The sequence below is a fragment of the Candidatus Methanoperedens sp. BLZ2 genome (genome assembly GCF_002487355.1).
Classification (GTDB): domain Archaea; phylum Halobacteriota; class Methanosarcinia; order Methanosarcinales; family Methanoperedenaceae; genus Methanoperedens.
Genome location: NZ_NTMG01000031.1, coordinates 1 through 19,616, shown reverse-complemented (window position 1 = coordinate 19,616; position 19,616 = coordinate 1). Strand labels below are relative to the sequence as shown.

General features: G+C 39.9%; 21 protein-coding genes. 15 read left to right on the top strand and 6 right to left on the bottom strand.

Translation table 11 applies throughout. The features are described from left to right. Positions 1 to 74: 74 nt before the first annotated feature. The 8 genes from rpl7ae (at position 75) to CL181_RS04840 (ending at position 5,122) form a co-directional block, all read left to right on the top strand. Positions 75 to 446: a 50S ribosomal protein L7Ae gene (gene rpl7ae, locus CL181_RS04875; RefSeq protein WP_097298167.1), complete on the top strand. Its 372-nt coding sequence runs from the start codon at positions 75 to 77 to the stop codon at positions 444 to 446. 4 nt (positions 447 to 450) lie between these two features. After that, on the top strand, positions 451 to 666 hold the full coding sequence (locus tag CL181_RS04870; protein ID WP_097298120.1) for a 30S ribosomal protein S28e: 216 nt from the start codon (positions 451 to 453) through the stop codon (positions 664 to 666). Positions 667 to 670: 4 nt separating this feature from the next. Further along, entirely contained in the window at positions 671 to 865 is a 195-nt protein-coding gene (locus tag CL181_RS04865) for a 50S ribosomal protein L24e (RefSeq protein ID WP_217993088.1), read from the top strand. Positions 866 to 874: 9 nt separating this feature from the next. Beyond that, entirely contained in the window at positions 875 to 1,327 is a 453-nt protein-coding gene (gene ndk / locus CL181_RS04860; RefSeq protein ID WP_097298118.1) for a nucleoside-diphosphate kinase, read from the top strand. 54 nt (positions 1,328 to 1,381) lie between these two features. After that, on the top strand, positions 1,382 to 3,145 hold the full coding sequence (infB, locus tag CL181_RS04855) for a translation initiation factor IF-2 (RefSeq protein WP_097298117.1): 1,764 nt from the start codon (positions 1,382 to 1,384) through the stop codon (positions 3,143 to 3,145). Between the two features lie 105 nt (positions 3,146 to 3,250). Then, a complete protein-coding gene (locus CL181_RS04850) occupies positions 3,251 to 3,613 on the top strand; it encodes a hypothetical protein (protein WP_097298116.1) in 363 nt (120 codons plus the stop codon). A 50-nt stretch (positions 3,614 to 3,663) separates the two neighbouring features. Beyond that, positions 3,664 to 4,851, top strand: coding sequence for a cofactor-independent phosphoglycerate mutase (locus CL181_RS04845; RefSeq protein ID WP_097298115.1), 1,188 nt, complete (start codon positions 3,664 to 3,666; stop codon positions 4,849 to 4,851). 16 nt (positions 4,852 to 4,867) lie between these two features. Continuing rightward, positions 4,868 to 5,122: a SemiSWEET family sugar transporter gene (locus CL181_RS04840; RefSeq protein ID WP_097298114.1), complete on the top strand. Its 255-nt coding sequence runs from the start codon at positions 4,868 to 4,870 to the stop codon at positions 5,120 to 5,122. 31 nt (positions 5,123 to 5,153) lie between these two features. Here the strand turns inward: CL181_RS04840 and CL181_RS04835 are convergent, their stop codons facing one another. After that, positions 5,154 to 5,714: a DUF366 family protein gene (locus CL181_RS04835; RefSeq protein WP_097298166.1), complete on the bottom strand. Its 561-nt coding sequence runs from the start codon at positions 5,712 to 5,714 to the stop codon at positions 5,154 to 5,156. Between the two features lie 134 nt (positions 5,715 to 5,848). On the opposite strand from CL181_RS04835, the gene CL181_RS04830 reads away from it, so the two are divergent. The 3 genes from CL181_RS04830 to CL181_RS04820 all read left to right on the top strand — a co-directional run bounded on the left by CL181_RS04830 (position 5,849) and on the right by CL181_RS04820 (position 8,087). Next, complete coding sequence (locus tag CL181_RS04830) at positions 5,849 to 6,802, top strand: cytochrome c3 family protein (RefSeq protein WP_097298113.1); 954 nt, start codon at positions 5,849 to 5,851, stop codon at positions 6,800 to 6,802. A 303-nt stretch (positions 6,803 to 7,105) separates the two neighbouring features. Further along, the gene (locus CL181_RS04825; RefSeq protein WP_097298112.1) at positions 7,106 to 7,573 is read left to right on the top strand and encodes a hypothetical protein; all 468 of its coding nucleotides are present in this window, start codon (positions 7,106 to 7,108) and stop codon (positions 7,571 to 7,573) included. A gap of 52 nt (positions 7,574 to 7,625) precedes the next feature. Then, positions 7,626 to 8,087 (top strand): NUDIX domain-containing protein, encoded by a 462-nt coding sequence (locus CL181_RS04820; protein ID WP_097298111.1) that lies wholly within the window; start codon positions 7,626 to 7,628, stop codon positions 8,085 to 8,087. Positions 8,088 to 8,255: 168 nt separating this feature from the next. Here CL181_RS04820 and CL181_RS04815 read toward each other — a convergent pair whose 3' ends face one another. The 3 genes from CL181_RS04815 to CL181_RS04805 all read right to left on the bottom strand — a co-directional run bounded on the left by CL181_RS04815 (position 8,256) and on the right by CL181_RS04805 (position 11,500). Beyond that, on the bottom strand, positions 8,256 to 9,830 hold the full coding sequence (locus CL181_RS04815; RefSeq protein ID WP_097298110.1) for a UvrD-helicase domain-containing protein: 1,575 nt from the start codon (positions 9,828 to 9,830) through the stop codon (positions 8,256 to 8,258). Positions 9,831 to 9,839: 9 nt separating this feature from the next. Continuing rightward, the gene (locus CL181_RS04810; RefSeq protein WP_217993087.1) at positions 9,840 to 10,607 is read right to left on the bottom strand and encodes a UvrD-helicase domain-containing protein; all 768 of its coding nucleotides are present in this window, start codon (positions 10,605 to 10,607) and stop codon (positions 9,840 to 9,842) included. 425 nt (positions 10,608 to 11,032) lie between these two features. Continuing rightward, positions 11,033 to 11,500, bottom strand: coding sequence for a 4Fe-4S binding protein (locus tag CL181_RS04805; RefSeq protein ID WP_097298108.1), 468 nt, complete (start codon positions 11,498 to 11,500; stop codon positions 11,033 to 11,035). A gap of 567 nt (positions 11,501 to 12,067) precedes the next feature. On the opposite strand from CL181_RS04805, the gene CL181_RS04800 reads away from it, so the two are divergent. After that, positions 12,068 to 13,027, top strand: a complete 960-nt coding sequence (locus CL181_RS04800) for a hypothetical protein (RefSeq protein ID WP_097298107.1) — start codon at positions 12,068 to 12,070, stop codon at positions 13,025 to 13,027. A 101-nt stretch (positions 13,028 to 13,128) separates the two neighbouring features. Here the strand turns inward: CL181_RS04800 and pyrG are convergent, their stop codons facing one another. Next, entirely contained in the window at positions 13,129 to 14,706 is a 1,578-nt protein-coding gene (gene pyrG / locus CL181_RS04795; RefSeq protein ID WP_097298106.1) for a glutamine hydrolyzing CTP synthase, read from the bottom strand. A 54-nt stretch (positions 14,707 to 14,760) separates the two neighbouring features. Next, on the bottom strand, positions 14,761 to 16,596 hold the full coding sequence (locus CL181_RS04790) for a S16 family serine protease (protein ID WP_176505063.1): 1,836 nt from the start codon (positions 16,594 to 16,596) through the stop codon (positions 14,761 to 14,763). Between the two features lie 88 nt (positions 16,597 to 16,684). Here CL181_RS04790 and mmp11 point away from each other — a divergent pair, with 88 nt between their 5' ends. From mmp11 to CL181_RS04775, 3 genes are all read left to right on the top strand, one after another. Beyond that, a complete protein-coding gene (gene mmp11 / locus CL181_RS04785; RefSeq protein WP_097298104.1) occupies positions 16,685 to 17,569 on the top strand; it encodes a methanogenesis marker protein 11 in 885 nt (294 codons plus the stop codon). Beyond that, the gene (locus CL181_RS04780; protein WP_097298103.1) at positions 17,566 to 19,020 is read left to right on the top strand and encodes a thiamine pyrophosphate-dependent enzyme; all 1,455 of its coding nucleotides are present in this window, start codon (positions 17,566 to 17,568) and stop codon (positions 19,018 to 19,020) included. The genes mmp11 and CL181_RS04780 overlap by 4 nt, the downstream gene beginning before the upstream one ends. Before the next feature lie 2 nt (positions 19,021 to 19,022). Beyond that, positions 19,023 to 19,616 (top strand): hypothetical protein (locus tag CL181_RS04775; RefSeq protein ID WP_141398797.1); only part of this gene is annotated, 594 nt, incomplete at its 3' end.

The following is a 19,616-nucleotide window of genomic DNA, read 5'->3' as shown; positions in this document are numbered from 1 at the left end:
TCATGCTGTAGAAAGCGCCGATACTTTTATTCAAATGAATGATGAAGGATAAAATCCTGAAGGAAGTAATTAAAATGGCACAACCAACCTATATAAAATTTGAAGTTCCCGCTGAACTGTCCAATAAAGCATTAGAAGCTCTTGAGATGGCACGGGATACTGGAAAGATCAAGAAGGGAACAAACGAAGCCACAAAAGCGATAGAACGCGGTATCGCAAAACTTGTAATAATAGGCGAAGACGTAAATCCGCCTGAAATTGTCATGCATCTTCCCGCACTTTGCGAGGAAAAGAATACACCTTATATATATGTGAAAAAACAGGTGGAACTTGGTGCAGCAAGCGGGTTAAGTGTGGGCAGCGGCGCGGCTGCGATTGTTGAACCTGGAAAAGGTAAAGAACTTGTAGAAGAAGTGGCACAGAAAGTCCAGGCATTAAAGAAGTGAGATCATGGCTGATGAAGATGCAGGATATCCTGCAGAAATAGTTGAGATTGTAGGCAAGACCGGCATGCATGGCGAAGCCATGCAGATACAGTGCCGTGTACTGGATGGCAGGGATAAAGGCAGGATCATTACCCGGAATGTCGTAGGACCGGTAAAACTTGGTGATACCCTGATACTGCTTGAGACCTCACGAGAAGCAAAGAAATTAATGTCAAGGTGAGATCATGGAAAAAAGGAAATGCTCATTCTGCGGAGGTGCAATTGAACCCGGTACAGGCAAGCTTTATGCCAGGAAAGATGGAACTGTGTTCTATTTTTGCTCCTCTAAATGCCAGGGTAATTTAAACCTTGGCAGGATCCCAAGAAAGGTCACATGGACCGAAGCGGGAAGGAAAGCCAGGGGAAAAACAACAACGTAAGGTGAGATATTGGAGCGTACATACGTGATGGTAAAACCCGATGGAGTGCAGCGTGGCATTATCGGTGAAGTTATAAGCAGGATCGAGCGGCGTGGACTCAAAGTAGTCGCTATGCGTATGAATACGATGTCACTTGATTCTGCAAAGAAACACTATGCGGAACATGCGCAAAAACCATTTTTCAATTCCCTGATAAGTTTCATAACATCAGGGCCATCGGTTTCGATGGTAGTTGAAGGAAAAAACGCTATATCAGTGATGCGCGCAGTTAACGGCGCTACCAATCCCGTTAATGCTGCTACGGGAAGCATACGCGGCGATCTGGCACTGGATACAGGACGCAATATCGTCCATGCAAGTGACTCTCCTGAATCTGCAACCAGGGAAATAACCATCCATTTTAAGGAATCCGAAATAACAGGATATACAAGGGCTGACGAGGCCTGTATATACGAAAATTAAGATTTCCTTTTTAAAACGCTCCTTATTATATACTTTTAACATAATCTATAGAATATGGGCGAAAATCTGCGCACCCCCATTGTATGCGTTATGGGACATGTGGACCACGGTAAGACGTCACTTCTTGATAAGATAAGAGGAACCACAATAGCAGAGCGTGAAGCAGGGCTTATAACCCAGCATATCGGAGCGACAGAAGTGCCGCTTGAAATTATAAAACGTGTATGTGGCCCGATATTCAAGGGAGATACAAAGGTCCCGGGGCTTCTTTTTATCGATACTCCCGGCCACAGGGCATTTACTACCCTGAGGGCTCGCGGCGGGGCGCTTGCTGATCTTGCAGTTCTTGTTGTTGATGTAAATGAAGGATTCCAGCCCCAGACGCTTGAAGCTGTGGAAATCCTCAAGAGATTCAAAACACCATTTATTGTAGCAGGAAATAAGATCGATAAAATACCCGGATGGAATCCGCAGCCAGGAAAGCCGTTCATATTATCTTTTCCTCAGCAAACCGGGTTTGCACAAACCGGACTTGATGAAAAAATATATGTGATCATAGGCAAACTCTATGAAATGGGCTTAAGCTCTGACAGGTATGACAGGGTACGGGATTTCCAGCGAAACATCGGTATTTTGCCCGTAAGTGCGAAAACAGGAGAGGGCATACCGGATCTTCTTATGATATTGATGGGACTTGCCCAGAAATTCCTTGAAAAAGACCTTGAGTACAGGGCTGTTGGCCCGGGCGTCGGGACTGTTCTTGAAGTAAAAGAAGAGACAGGCCTTGGAACAACGCTTGATGTGATATTATATGATGGGGAATTAAACGTAGGCGACACGATCGTTGTAGGAAGTAGAGGTGACCCTATTTCAACAAAAATACGAGCCCTGTTAAAGCCAAGACCGCTTTCCGAGATGCGCTCGGAAGAAAAATTCAAACAGGTAAAGAGAGTCGTGGCAGCTTCAGGTATCAAGATCGCAGCTCCATCGCTTGAAGGAGCGCTTGCAGGCTCCCAGATCCGCGTAGCTACGGGCAATATTGATGAAGTGGGAGCTGCCATCAGATCCGAAATAGACTCGGTACGGATTGAAACCGAATCTAACGGCGTACTGATCAAATCAGATACTATCGGCTCACTTGAAGCCCTTGTGAACGAGTTGAAAAAGGAAAATATTCCAATCCGAAAGGCCGATATAGGAGACATTTCAAAACGTGATGTGGCTGAAGTAAAAACAATCAAGGACCCGCTATTTGCAGTAATTCTGGGATTTGAAGTAGATGTTTTGCCGGACGCAAAAGAAGAATTATCAGATTCAGATATAAAATTATTTACAAATAATGTCATTTATCGCATCATAGAAGATTATAAGAAATGGGTAGCGGAACAAAAGCAACTTCTTGAGAAAAAGCGTTATGAAACAATTATCAAACCAGGACGATTTATTATCATGCCAGACTGTACGTTCAGGCAAAGCAAGCCAGCAGTTGTTGGTGTGCGTGTCCTGGGCGGTATCATTAAAACAAATCTTGAAGTAATGAAAGAGGACGGCACCATTGTTGGAATAATAAAAGGAATACAGGAGAACAACGAAAATATAAGCGAGGCTAAGACTGGAAAAGAAGTGGCTATGGCTATCGATGGGCCGATCGTTGGTCGCCAGATAAAAGAAGGGGATACGCTTTATATTGATATTCCCGAAAAGCATGCGAAAATCGCAGAACAGGAATTGTTCGAAGCCATGAAAATTGAAGACAAAGAAACCCTCATTGCGTTCATGGAGATCAAACGCAGAGGTACTCCTTTCTGGGGAAAGTGACCGATGGTTTGAGAAAAATCAGATGGTAATGAGATTTTTTCACACATGGTACACAATAACAATTATATAACTGTATAACATAATAAATGCATAAGAGGGTACAAAATGTCGATACTTGACGTAACGGAAGACCAGATCTTCCAGACTTTAGGCAAAGGGAGAGATCCCAATTTCAAGCCTATAGAAAAGGTCAGGCCCGCAATAGTAAAACCTAAAAAAACATGTTCTATCAATCAGAATGTAAGGGCTACACCTGTAGAAAAAGTTACACAACCCCTGGAACAGGTTGTTAAACCTGAAATAATGGTTGCTTCACCGCAAAACGATGATTCGGTTAAGAAACTTACAGAGGATTTGAATGAACTGAACAACCGCGTTAATGGGATACAGAAAATGGTAAAATGGTATGTAATACCCCAATCCGTAGTCGTTATGGTTCTGATCATTGCTATTGTGGTAAAAAGCTAATTCTTGAACCAACCGATATTTTATTGTATTATCAATTCTTCTTGGAGGACATGAAATATATTGTCCTCGTCGGCGATGGGATGGCCGATTATCCTATTCCGGAACTTGGTGGTTTGACCCCACTTCAGGCAGCAGATACCCCTAATATGGATTTTATTGCAAAGCATGGAAAATGCGGGGTTGCAAAAACCGTACCCGATGATAAGCCGCCAGGCAGCGATGTTGCAAATCTTTCCATAATGGGATATGATCCTGATAAATATTATTCAGGCCGCGGTCCGCTTGAAGCCGCAAGTATAGGAATAAATCTTGAAAAAGACGATATCGCTTTTCGGTGCAATCTTATTACAGAGAAAAACGGGTTGATCGCAGATTACAGTTCAGGTCATATTTCAAGTGAGGAAGCAGGTATCCTGATAAAAGCTGTAGATAAGGAACTTGGCAAATCATGCAGGTTCCATGCAGGCGTAAGTTACAGGCATCTGCTCGTAATGAAGCGTGCAGAGTTTGCACAATGTACCCCGCCTCATGATGTAGTAGGTCAATCTGTTGAAGATGTATTGCCGCGCTGTGAAGATTCGCAACATCTGATTTCACTCATAAAAGCATCAAAACCTATTCTTGAAAACCACGAAGTCAATAAAAAGAGAAAAAAAGCAGGGAAGAACATAGCCAACCTTATCTGGCCATGGGGACAGGGAAAGGCGCCTGAAATGCCTCTTTTTAAGGATATGTTCGGGGTTTCGGGTTCGATAATCTCGGCTGTTGATCTTTTAAAAGGGATCGGGAAATATGCAGGTCTGAATGTCATCGATGTTCCGGGAGCCACAGGATATCTTGATACTAATTTCTCCGGAAAAGCACAATATGCACTTGATTCACTAAAAGAACGGGATTTTGTCCTTGTGCATGTCGAAGCGCCTGATGAGGCAGGACATATGGGAAATATAGAAGCAAAATTAAAAGCTATTTCTGATTTTGATGAGAAAGTGGTAGGGGGTATGCTTAATGAACTTGGCGGGTTCGGGGATTATAAAATACTCGTTTTACCTGATCATCCAACCCCCATTTCCATAAAAACGCATACAAGAGAACCAGTTCCCTTTGCAATTTATTCTTCTGTGGAAAGTGCTGATTATGTGGACAGGTATGATGAATTTGCGGCAAAAGAAGGGATTTTCGGGCTTGTGGAGGGACACAGGCTGATGAGTTTATTGATCGGGAGAAGCGGAAAATGAGGCTGTTTTGAAGGAAATGTACTGGTATTTAATAGGGATTGTTGCTGCATTGCTGACTACATTTGGTTTTGTTCCCCAGATAATCAAAATGCATAAGACCAGATCCTCAAAGGATATAAGCCTTGTAACTTTATGCCAGTTCGGCGCAGGTGTTTTCTTGTGGACGTTGTACGGGATCCATCTTGGGGATACCATTATCATTATGGCGAATGCTATCAGTTTTTTAATTCTTATAGTAGCGATCTGCGTGTATTATTATTATAAAAAATAGTTACTTTTCCCTGATCGTAAATTTTAGTATTTCATAGGCTTTTTGTTTTAACGATATCGCCTTCAATATCCTCAATTTCACGGACAAAATTATCTGCGATATCTTTTGCGACTGCTTTCCAGTCTTTTATCCCTATATCAGTTAGTGCGGCAGTCCTGATATCATGAGGCGTTCCCTGTGTCGTGATATTGATACCGCAATGGATTTTTTCACTTGTAACGCCAGCGCTTGCAATGCTTACAGTAAGTTTTCCGTTATCCACAAAAAGATCGTCGCCATTGCGGGTTGTTTTTATGCCGTGTTTTCCAAGCACATCTCTTATGTTTACGATAAGAAGGCGCTGCATGTAATAAGCAAGCCGCATACTTGCAGGTGAATCAAATCTCTCTACAATAAAATGGATCAGGTCATTGCCCTTAATGGTTTTCCCTGCTGTTTCATCTTCAAAGTCCTTCATGTTTTCAAACGTCACATCCATGGGGCCGTGGAAAATCACTATGGAGTCGCCTTTGATTCCCATGCTGTAAGCCCATAATGGCGCGATCTGGGAGCCGTCGTATTTTATTGCATTCGGAAGGATTATTGAGTTCATGATTGGTGGATATTTATTGTTTTTGTAGGACATATAATTTATTTAGTAGATCAAATTGTAGAATCAAATCGAAAGCATAATATACATTGCCCAACACGATTCATACAAAAACGGTTATTGGTTGATGATTTGATATGAATATTGGAAGATTTATTATTTTATTATTTTTCATGTCTGTCGTATTTTCGACAGCAGCATACGCAGCAGAAGCAAACTTTACAGCATCTTTACTTACGGCAAATGATGTCAATTGTAAAAAATGCCATACTGATACCCCACACGTTATCCATGCCAATAAGCCGGTGGAATGCGTGAACTGTCATGGCGACAAGCTAACGGTATCAATACCCCAATGCACAAAATGCCATGATGGGCCTATCCACCAGGTACATGCAGGGAAAGTGGCAACACAGACTTGCGCATATTGCCATAAAACTATAACTGACGTACATAATAATCTTCTAAAAGATGCAGTATGCTCCCATTGTCACCAGGATCTGATACAGGTACATGGAAACAATGAAGCATGTGTAAAATGTCACAAATCCCCTCCGGCAATTGTTAAACCTCTTAAATCACCGGAAATGACCCTCATTTGCCAGAACTGTCATTCGGCTTCCAGCGTTGCAAATATCCACGGGGAAGCAGATGATAAGGCCGGGTGTTACGGATGCCACAAAGGTACTTCTAAAGCCAACGGCAGCGAGATACCACACGCAATCCATGCTTCAAAGGTGGACTGTCAAAAGTGCCACCAGGAAAGTGGGCAGGTTGTGGTACCAAAATGCACAAGATGCCATGATATTGACACACTGCATGCATTCGGTAAAATAGGAACATTAACATCGCAAAACGGATTGACATGCTCTGCCTGCCATACGGACGAGACCAAGTTGTCAGCACAGCAGGCAGCTCCGCCTCAGCCGGCAAATACAGTTGTATCACCTGTGGAAACAGCCATACCTGGAAACACCCCGGATAATGCCAATCCTCAGGCTTCACCAGCGAAATCTCCAGGATTTGCCGGGATATTCGCAATAGGACTTCTAATTGTGGGATATATTATCAGGAAACGGGGCTTGAATTAAGAAAATAGAATAAAATAAAATAATCCAAACCAAAGGCAGCTTCAGGCTGCCTTTAGCGTTATCATGGGTTTATACTTGCTCCGATATTGCACGAATCAGAACATATCATACCCATATTGCATGATATTTAGAAACTGGTTATCTAATAGTGATTATACAAAAATGTTCTTTTTTAGGTAAAATGCAATCGGGCATTATATTCCCTTCTTTTAAACATTCATATACTATTGTTGGTTGTTATCACATTTATTTCACAACTTTGTTTAAATATATCACATCATAAACACGTACCAGTGATTCAAATTGACAGACGAAGAACTTGCACAATATAATCAATGTTCAGATGATTTGCGATATTATGATAATACAATTTGGCAAATACCATCTATTACGATGGCTATAGCTTCTGCAGTTTTTGCAATTTCTTACCAATATACTGATAAATTGTTTCCAAGAGCGATAATCCTTTTAATCGGTGGGATATTTTCGTTTAGCCTGACTGTAGCTTTGGTAAAACATAGGTTGTTCCAAGAACAGAGAATTGAATTTTTATCTCAAACTGAGGAGCGTTGGTTGATTTCGAATATTATAAAGAGCCCAATTAAAAGAAGAACAGACGAAATCCAAGATGTTTCATGGTATGAGGAAACGAAAGCATACCATTGGTTGCGAAGTTCTATGGTTATAATATCTTCTTTTCTGATTGTTTTTGGCATTTATTATCTAGTCTTGTCTCTGTGGGAATACCTTATTCTGCAATGTACTAAATAAGTTAAAAATCATTGGGTAGCTAAAGTGTAAGGCTACCTATTCAGGTGTAATTGTGTTACAAACTAAAATAAATAGCACAGAGTATAAAAAAATATTAGAAAACATGCCAATCTGTTGCGTAGATGTGGTGATTTGCCATTGTAATAAAATTCTGTTGGTGTACAGGAACAATGAACCTGCCAAAAATGAATGGTGGTTCCCTGGTGGAAGAGTTTATAAAAATGAGAGGTTAGAAGAAGCTGCTGTTAGAAAAACCTCTGAAGAAGTTGGCATAAAAGTTCAGATTATAAAAATGATAGGCATTTATGAAACAATGTTTGATAAAGGACCATTTGATGACTTGAAGAGCGGTGTCCATACTATTAATATATACTTTCTTGTTAAACCTACATTGGAGAATTTCAAAATAAAAATTGATGATACTAGTTCCGATTATAGATGGATTGATAAGATTGAGGAAAATTTACACCCTTATGTGAAAAAAGTTTTAAAAAATTTGAGATTTTTTGTTTGAGGGGGTCACGACTAAGGAAGACCGGGAAAAAAGGTTATATTGGGACATTATTGAATTGTTCTATTCTGAATAATAAACAAACCCGACCAAGCAGTGTGGGGTTGTTTGGAGACATAATTGGTGTTGGTAGTTATGTCAAAGTGCCAAACACTTAAAATTATAACAATATTAAAATTCAATAACTTCAGTATATTTCTGAATTTCATCTAAGAACATACTTTCATTATCTTTTTGTGTGTAGATGATAACTTCTTCTTTTGACCTTGTGATTGCTACATAAAAAAGTCGTCTCTCCTCTTCTTCCTTAATATTTAATTTTCTATCCATCGCAGGTTCAAAGATAAATGGGTCTTCAATTTCACTTGGGAAACCATACAATCCTGCGTCAACGCATAGGAGAAATACGACTTTTGCCTGTAAACCTTTACTCTTATGGACTGTCATTAATGGACTATAACGAGGACTTTTCGAATCTACTTGTATTTTCACATTATTGATACCAGCATATTCAATGATTAGATTTAACAATTGAATTTTTCTTGATCTATATAAAATCATAATATCCTGAGGACTATATTTCATTTGGTATTCTTTGACCAAATTTACACAATGCTCTGCAGTTTGTTGTTGATATGTCGAAGGATTTTTATGTGAATATGAAATAACACGGATTTTCTTTTCGTGATTATTGTTTGCGATCGTTAGTTTCTTAAGCTGCCCATCGCCATTATATTTGATAAGTTCTGCTCCAGTTTCTACAATAGATTTTATACTTCGATAATTTATAGATAGATCAGTTCTTGCAGGATGATCAAAATAGTCTTGAAATTTTATAAAAAACTCTAAATTCGAGCCTGTAAAGCCCATAATACTTTGCCAATCATCTCCCACACAGAATAGTTTACAATTACGATTCTTAGCCATCAGTGCTTTTATAAGAAGGTATCTTTGTCGACTAATATCTTGATACTCATCTATCAATATATGATCAAACGAATTTTCATAAAGTGATTTATTCATCTCCAATTTAACTATTGCTTGATTAATCATATCGGAAAAATCTATCTCGTTAGTTAGCCTGAGCTCCTTTTCGTACTGCATATAAATTACCAGTGCCAACTCTGCAAAAGCCTTTTGTTTCGGAGACCACTTTTCATTTTCCAGTCTTTCAAGTATCTTTTCAGGAGTTAAGCCATTTGTTTTTGCTTTTGTGATAAAAGTTGCAATATCTTTAGGATTTCTTTCCATCGATTCCTTGCAATTTTTCCATACCCTTTCAACAATATCAGAATAGCCCATTTCAGTAAAAATAAAATCTTTGTTTGGATATCTTCTTCTAATCTCTTTGACTAATTTGTCTTCAAAATGGCCTAAAAAATTATTAGTTTTAAGTTCTCCATAGCTTGTTTCTATTAGAGAATACTTTTTACGGTTTTTGAATTTATCTCTCTTTGCCTTCATTCCTTCCTTGTAGCCTGATTCAAACCATTCAGGAACATTGCCCCTCTCATCAATTGCCCAGTTCTCGATATAGATATTATATTCTGGTAAAAAGAAATCTGGTTTTGGAGTTTTTATTTCACCTTTTTCATCCGTATAATTCATCCATTCTGCAGGATGTTCATAGAGAAAATTTATGTATTTCTTATTTATTTTATGAGTAAATAGGAAATTAAATATTGTTCTTTCTCCTTCGCTTTTTACCTTTTTCCCATCAAGAGTGGTATAGGTTAGATTTTGCATATAAAGAAATCATTCATTCTTCGTCTTAAAGTCGGATTGCTGTTTGATTGCCTCATCATCTCCAAAATACAGCATGTAGGCCAGAAGTTTATTCTGGAATCCTGGTTCTTTTTCCGCTTTTTTATATAGCTCATCTATAAATTCATCAGTATCAAACTTTAATTTTGGTTTGGAAAGAATTTCATATCCAAAAGAATGAAATGTTTTTATTTTAACTCCAATTCCAAACATCTTGCTGAGCCTGTCTTCAATTTCTTTTCCAGCTTTTTTCTGAAAAGCTAAGGCAAGTATTCTTTTAGGTGCTATTTTTTCTTGTTTTCTTTCCACAAGGTAAGCAATTCTTGTGATTAAAACCTCTGTTTTTCCTGATCCTGCACCTGCCACTACCAAATTATGTTTATCATCTGTAATAATTGCGTTTTTTTGTTCATTATTTAAACTAGCGGTTGATTTTTGAAAAAGGAAATCATACTCTTTCTTGCGCCTTTCAATCAAATTTTTGTTGAAGTTCTCTATTGTAATTCGTGATGCATTTACTTCATTTATTGAAGATTCAACTATATCATTGAAATATTTATCAAAAATTTCCTTTTCTTGTTTTAAACTAAAAAGAATAATCTTATATTCTTCGAGTTTACTTAAAATGCCTGTTCTATCAGAGTAAACAAGATATGCATCTGCATATATTAAATGGTTTAAAATATTTTTAATTTGATTGTTTGAAGTTTCAAGCTCATTAATAAATCTTTTTGTTAACTCATTCTTATTGTTTGTCAAGATGATTATTCGATCATTCAATTTCTTCAAAATATAAAAACCGATGATTATAGGGATTAAAATATATCCAAAAATTCGAAATGATTTTTGCTTTTCGATATCGGATAATATTTCCTCTAATCTTTGAGATTCTATATTAGGCAGTAAGAAATCTTTATAGACATCCTGTTTCTCATAATGCTGCATTTCATGAATCATTGCTTGTTAAACAAATCCTGACCAGTTGGAGAAATATCTGTTCAATCCCTTTGAACAATCCAATTAGATCATTTCATGTTGGATGATGTAACTCTATAAAAACACTCCTAAATATAATTTAATGAGCATATAAATTTTTTAGTATAGTAGCAATCTTCTATCGATATATTGAGTATTTTATTCTTCGCGAGAAGTGATTGGGCGTATCCAACCGGACAGAAACTACATCATGTCCTTGGCATGTAAATGATACCCAGAGGTATAGAAATCAAGAGCGTGGTCGCGATACACATGAATATAATGAAATCTCTGATCGAAGCAAGCTCATCATCTGATGTCAGCAGCGGATTTTTATCAAGAAGTACCATAATAAACATTATTGCCAGTATTGAAGCAATGAACAATTTGAATGCTTTTGACCTCAGGAAATGTGGTATCCTGGACTTGTTCGATATTTTTTCAATAAAATATTCCAGGAATGTGCCACGGGGGCATAGCCACCCGCACCAGAACCTTCCCAGTATAGGCGCCAGGAGAATTCCTCCGACAATTATGAATCCGATCATGAGAAGTCCTATCTCGAAATAGAGGTCGTTGTGGATTACCAGGCCGTACAATGCTATTGTAAATATTATCGAACTTATTGCCAGTGATGTGAATTGGGTCGTTTTTCTTATTTTTTGAAATTTATCCATATATTTCTCCTTTTTGAAAATCGCGTTACCAACTTTCAGAATATTATCTTACTTATGCACAATTGTATTTATGGGTTTTGTCAAAACCATACACAACGTAAAGCCAATAAACCTGATTTATTACTACGCTATCTGAAATTGAAACTATCACTTGTAAGCGCAAACTATTTATCTAATTAAGAGCTTACATGACAATAAATAGACAAGTTATACTAAATATAGTAAATTATAGTGACAAAAGCATAATCTTGTTCATTAACGGAGAAGAAATAAAAGTCTGGTAACGAAATGAAAACTGACAGCCTAAATAGCAATTCAGTGTTCTATTAAATGGAGGGTAATGGGAATGTATTTCAAGGAGATGTATGACAGATGTGGCGGTAATATCTTTATTTGTAGGTATAATTTTTATTTAAAACCATACTTAAAAGTCCGAGATGCAGGGGGATTTTCCTGAAAAGGTGTTATGGTAAATGCATCAATGAGCACTGATAAGAGTGCAATGACGAAAGTAAATATTGGGGTGACGAATGGTAAAATACCCTAATAATAAAATGGAGGAAAACTATGGTTCTTAGAAACAAAACAAAACTTGTGCTGTTATCTATAGCTGCAATAACTTCATTGCTTATGGGCAATGTTTTTCAAGTTTATGCAGCTCCAGATCAACAAAAAGTTCCCACTCTGGCAGTATTCGTACATGTGATCAATGATGATGGCGGTGCAATGAGTGCATCTGATTTTGCAGTAACCGTTACAGCCAAAGATCCATCGCCAGCCATATTCAGTGGTACAGAAAAAGGAACAACCGTTACTATGAAAAATAGTGAATATAAAGTAACTGAACTGGCAGTCAAAGGTTACAATGTATCATATTCACCTGGATGTTCCGGACGGATAAATAATAACGAAGCCAAAACCTGTGTAATAACCAATGATGACAAAGCATCGTATTTAAAAGTAATCAAACATGTAATTAATGATAACGGAAGTACGGCGATTGCTTCTGATTTTGGAATAAATGTTTATGGTAATAATCCCAACCCGGGTTTTTTTATGGGTTCAGAAACTGGTACTGATGTAAAAATTGGCATGGGATACTATAGTGTTAATGAAAATGGGCTTCCCGGTTATAATCCATCTTATTCGCCTGATTGTTATGGGGAAATAAACTTGGGTGAAAACAAAACATGTACCATAACCAACGACGATATACCCACGGCTCAATTGGTCGTCATAAAACATGTAATCAATAATGATGGGGGTACAGCAAGCTCATCTGACTTCACAATGTTAGTAAATGGTAATAACCCATCACCAGGTGCATTTCAAGGGTCTGAGACCGGAACAGATGTGAATATCTATCCAGGATGGTATGATGTATATGAGAGCTACAACAATTCACAATACGGCGGATCATTATCTGGTGACTGCTCTGGTTATATAAACCCAGGCGAAACAAAGACATGTACCATAACCAACGACGACATCCCAAATATCCCACTACCGCCTCCACCAACACCATAATAAATAGAAAATAAACTTAGTCTATATATGAAGAGGGAGAAATAAAAACTCTCCTTTTCCTCATTTATTTTTTTATATTTTCCTTCTCATGAATACCGGAATTACTGTATAGCCGCTTTCACAAATGCCAAAAAAGGAGGCGACGGCTTTCCTGGGCGCGACTTGAATTCGGGGTGGAACTGGGAGCTAAAGAAGAACTTGTGATCAGGTATTTCTGCTATCTCCATCCTGTGGTCGTTCCTGCCTGTGAATTTCATACCCTTTGACTCGATCTGTTTTATGTATTTCGGGTTTACCTCATACCTGTGGCGGTGGCGTTCGATTAGAGTGTTACCACCATACAATTTGCTGGCAAGAGAACCTTCCACAAGGACAGCTTCGCAATTACCCAGGCGCATTGTACCGCCCATATTCCTGATGTTCTCCTGTTCAGGTAAAATATCGATAACAGGATGCTGTGTTTCTGCAAGCTCAGAGCTGTTCGCATCCGTTAATCCCAGTACATTCCTGGCAAATTCAATCACAGCAAGCTGCATGCCAAGACAAAGGCCGAGATAAGGGATATTATTCTCGCGTGCAAATCTTATGGCAAGGATTTTCCCTTCAGTCCCGCGCACGCCGAAACCACCCGGGACAAGTATTCCGTTATATTTCCGGAGAATGTCAATGTCGGATGGATTTCTCTCAAATTCCTCAGCATCAAGCCAGTCTGCCTTTACACGGCAGCCGCATTCTATTCCTGCATGTTTTAGAGCTTCATTGATACTGATATATGAGTCGCCAAGATGCGCATATTTCCCCACCACTGCTACACGTATCTCCTTATCAATGGAAGCCATCTTTTTTATTAATGTTTCCCAGAAATGTGAAATTTCTTTTTCTGTAATATTAAGTTTCTTCATTAAATAATCGGAAAGACCCTCTTTTTCCATAAGGGTAGGGACATAATAGATATCGCTTGCATCATGGGCGCTTACGACCGCACTTACGGGAACGTCGCAAAAGAGCGCTATTTTTGATTTTGTGTCAGGGAGGACGGGTTCTTTGCATCGAGCCACTATTGCATCAGGCTGGAGGCCAAGGCTCCTGAGTTCTTTTACAGAATGCTGGGTTGGTTTTGTTTTCTGTTCACCCTGCGTGTCAAGAGGAACAAGCGTCACATGCACAAAAATAATATCCTCTTCCTTTTCTTCACTGTGCATTTGCCTTACAGCTTCCAGGAAAGGCATGCTCTCGATGTCGCCGACCGTGCCGCCCACTTCAATTATACAAATTTCTGCGCCACTTTTTTTTGAAACTTTCCTGATCCGTTCCTTTATCTCATTTGTCACATGAGGAATGATCTGTACGGTTTTCCCAAGATAATCCCCGCGTCTTTCTTTTTCTATGACTGTCTGGTACACCTGCCCTGTGGTTATATTGTGCTGCCGTGTTAGTTCAATATCAAGAAAACGTTCATAATTACCAAGATCAAGGTCGACTTCTCCCCCGTCTTTAAGGACAAAGACCTCACCATGCTGGTATGGACTCATGGTCCCGGCATCGATATTGATGTAAGGGTCGATCTTGATGGCCGTAACATTGAATCCTTTGTTTTTCAAAATCCGCCCGATAGATGCGGCTGTTATTCCTTTTCCAAGTCCGCTCATCACACCGCCGGTGACTATGATGTACTTCATGACCGCTTTTTATGATAGCATAGGGGATATAATTAATGGATTGTTATGGTAGAGTTATTTCCTGATATTTTTTTTATATAATCTTCTTGCGATAAACAATAGCAATATCGATACAGCCATAACTGCTTCAAAACCCGGCACTTCTATTTTTGTTTTTGACCTTTTAACGGTAACATTGGGTGCTGGTGCCGAGGGCTCAAATGGCATTGACACATAAGGAGTAATGACAGGTTTAACAGGTGTTTGATTGGAGGCAATGGAATGGGATTTGAGTACGATTGAGGTCTTTGCGATCGTCCTGGCATAAGAATACTGGGAAATTTGTTCATAGGGATTGGTCATCGTTTCCCCGTATTCATAAGCGCTCACTGCAAGTGTGGGTTCGATCCCTGCAAGACGGGCCTCGTTTATCGCAACTTTTGCAGCTTCGTAACTCTCCTCGACTTTCTTTTGTGCATCTGTTTTGCCCAATAATCCTATCATAGTACTGGCTTTTGTTGTGGCCTGGAGTGAATCAAAAATCGCACCTGCATAGTAGCCGCGCTCCATTTCCTTTTGCGCGTGGTCTAAGTCCTCGCCTGCACCGCCTATTATCTCAGGATGCGATCCGGTTTCTGAGACCAATGCGAACATATAGGTATTGATGGATTGTGCCTGGCTCAGGTACCATCCTGCGCGGTCTTTCAAGACATTTTCAGGTACAATTTTTCCATCAGGCGTTGCAAGCGTCAGCCACCACTGAGCTGTACGCGCTCTCTCATGAGCAAATGCAAGTGAAGTAATCTTCTCCTGCGTATCAGTGAGTTTTTTCGCCTCATCAAGTTTCACCTTTGCCGCAGTAATCCTTGATTCAGCAGCACCTACTGCTTCCGCATCGCTTATTCCGTATAATGTGAAGTTGCGAAGATCATTCTCGGAGAAATTAATCTGATTTTCAACTCTATTTATAATTTCAGTAAGATATTGTTCCTTATCCGCCGCTTTATCGTATCCATCATTCCATTGTGCAAACCGCATCGTGTACATCGAATTGAAATATAAGGAAGTCGCAGCATAGTATTTATTGTCATCATACATCTTATCTGCCCTGTCCAGGATATCCTTTGCAGTCCCAAGGAACTGGGTGTCGGGTAATGTTGATTCCATTTCTTTATACATATCTCCCGATTCGTTCTTCAGGTTTTGGGCAAGAGGTTTTAGAAGATCCATGTATTGAGTGGTCAGTATAGTCCCTTTATATGTTGGCTTTGTTATCTCATAACCTGTAAATTCCCTTACAACATCCTGGATCGTACTTACTTCTTTTACAGTGACATTCAATTTCTTGCCGAGTTCAACTACATCCACCGTTTCCTCAGTATCTATGGTAATAATAGAACCACTTGAGTCTGTGTTTGTTTTTTTCACAGTTACAGTACTCTGGCCTTCGGGTATCAGGAAAAGCGTAGCATTTTTTGCTGCCGCAGCCTCAAGCTTGAAGGGTATTCCGCCAACAGGTCCTATTGATTCATCAGGGTTGATCATTCCTGTCATTACAACACCACTTTTCAGAGGCCATTTATTTATAGCAGCAATTGTTGCTACAGTAAGCGCCCCGCCTGCCGAAGGTCCTCCAATGATAGGTGAACTTATATCGATAATATAATAGAAATCATATGCTTTTTCATCAACACCCAGGACATCAGATGCAACCATCGCTGCGATTCTCGCCGATCCCTGGAGATCCACCTGGGTGTAAGGGTTCGTATCAACGAATACATGGCCTGTGCCGTTGGTTACTATTACCTCGGCTCCCAGAAGGAGCCCTTCTTCCCCGTCCCCTGTGCTTTTATCAGCAACAAGAGGGACAGAAACCCCTTCTTCAAGCGCATAAACACTATTTATTGTCAACAGCAGTAAAAAGATACAAAGGATTCTATATGTCATTTAATTATACCCATAACTCATATATCAGATAAAATACTTAAAACCAGTGTTTATGAATCTACAAGATCCTTATACTATACCTTATAAAGGCATTTACGCAGTAGCTGACCGCAGGAATGAATTTGCGGAAATTATGGAGCATTCAAATTGTTATGGCGGCTCAGCATGGGCGCTGTATCATTATTCTAAAAGCCCGCTTGTCATAAAAAGCCGTTCTGTCGGGGACATGATGCGCTACCTGGTACGTGTGGGAAGATCAAACCTGGAGCTGCAATCATCAACTGCTGCCGCAGGTATTGAATCCGTCCTCGTGAATGACGATGAAATAGAGATAACCTATAGCGGCCTGGGTGGCGGAGGCGTTGGAGCGACCACATGCAGGGCATGCGCAAAGGGCGTTATCCGCTCTAATATCTCAGAATCAGGAGGGGGAAAACGCGCAAGCGGTACGATCGTAGTTCCTCGAAGGGAACGAGTCCTCGTAGGAATGGACAATACTGATTCAAAAGAAGTGGGAGCGACATGGGCTCTTGCCCATAATATCGGGGCAGCCGTTGATTCCCTGGAACATAAATATATATCACATACGCTTGTCCAGCTTTATCCTGTACCGGACAAGACCCAGAACTGTGTGGCGACAGTTCTTGAATTTGCGTGCACGCAGGGAGCTAAGGAAGAGTTACTCGCTAAAATAAAAGAAGGACTTCTTAAGTACAGCGTTTCATCTGAAACAGGTTTGGTCGCTTTATCTGATTTTGACGCTTCTTCTCTTATGGAATACAGCAGGCTTTGCAGAAGCAGGATGATTTCCAAAGAATTAACAATTGAAACAGCCGCAAATAATGATGTTGAAATCTGCATAGATGGAAAAGGCATCATAGGAGCGCTTGCTGCTCTTCCCTGGTTTTCAAGAAATGATGAAGCGGTATTTTTATGAATGGTCTTGAAGCAATAGTTAGCGGGATTATTGATAGCAGTGTGAAAAAAGCCACAGGCGTCCCTGGTTATCCGATAACGGATCTCATGGAAGCACTCGGCGATAATAATATCAGGCACGAATGGTCTATTAATGAAAAAGTTGCGCTTGAAATGGCACTGGGCTCATCAGTATGCGGGAAACGTTGTGCTGTCATTACAAAACATGTTGGCATGAATATACTTTCAGATCCGCTTGTAACCTCGGCAATACATACGATCGGTGCAGGCGTTGTGATTTTCGCGGGAGATGATCCCGGGATCGAAAAATCGCAGAATGAGCAGGACTCGCGTTTTTACGGATCGATCGCAGAAGTGCCGGTATTTGACCCGGGAACAACTGAAAACGCTTATCTTTGTGTGAAAGAAGCTTTCATATTATCTGAAAAAGTAAGAACTCCTGTGATAATCAGGCTTACTGACAGGTTATTGAAAAGCAATGGCAACTTTGTACGTAAAAACGAACCATACCAATCAAAAAAAATCGATAAAAATATATGGCATCTTACCATGCTTGGAAAACACCAGCGATTCCATGCTGAATCCTATCCACAGATGTGTAAATACGCTGAAACCTCAAAATTGAACACATATAAGGAAAACAAGAAAAAAAGCGATATTGGAATAATTTCATCGGGTTTTCCCTCATCGCTCGTTGATTCCATAATATCCGACGATATTTCCCACTTATCACTCACGGTCGTAAATCCTCTGCCTATTGACCTTATCGACCGTTTCATAAAAGAGCATTCAAGAGTACTTATAATTGAAGAGACCGAACCGGTAATTGAAAAGCAGTTTTCAAAAAGAGTATTTGGGAAGCTCACAGGACACATGCGGTATGGCATCGCAGAAGTTGAGGATATCCAGAGAGCCATTGAAAATATTAATAATGATGCGGTAAAGCGCGATATTGTATCCCAGACAATAGAAAAAAGAGGGCCTCGCCCTATGTGCGAAGACTGTCCGTATATGCCTCTTTATTTTGCAATAAAAGAGCTGGATGTTCCGGTCGCAGGCGACCTGGGGTGCTCCATAATGACATCCTCACCACCCCTTTCACTTATTGATGCTGCGTTCTCACTTGGCTCATCAATAAGTACAGCATGCGGTTTTAACAGGAAAGGCATTGCCATCATCGGTGATTTTGGCCTAGCACATTCAGGTATTCCTGCACTGATCAATGCGGTCCACAATGAACATGAAGTCGTTGTGGTTATTCTCCAGAACGAAGTGGCTGCGATGACCGGAGGGCAAAAAGTTCCGGACCTGACAGGGCTTTTGAGTTATTATATCAAGGATACGGTAACTGTGAATCCTGATGAAAAAAATATCAGAAAAATCTTAAATGAAAAACTTGAAAAGAATGGAGTTTCTGTGATTCTGGCACCAGCAAAGTGTCCAAGGTATTGAGAATGCATCTAAAAAACAACACCAGGACCGCGAAAACCCGTTTCCTCCGCGATGACTCGGCCCGCGTTCCCTTCGTTGTTATCGGCATATTCCTCGTAATCCTGTCCACCATCATCTCACTCAATCTCACACGCATGGATATAAAAATGGCAAAGACCATGTCATCAAATATTGAAATATCAGCGCCTGACCAGGCGCTGGCATACGCAAAGGCAGACCTGAAACGTGCTTTAAACTATGCGGCTATGGAAGCACTCAAGAAACTTGGAGAAACACCTGTTATCAACCCTGATAATACAAGCCAGTACTACAACGGAACAAACGGTGACCCTTATAAATTCAACATTAATTGGGCGCGAGCCATGACAAATCAAACATTTGATGAGTATATGGTATCAAACTACATGTACGATACTTTCACATACGGCGGATACTCGGTGAACGTGGAACATCCTGATTCATGGGAAAAAATAACCATTACCCTGATAAGAACAAAACTCAACAGGACTATACGTCCGCCGCTATTTGAACCTGGACAAAACGGTTATGAAACATACTGGAAAGTATCCATACCCGTAAGGATTCATCTTAATGAT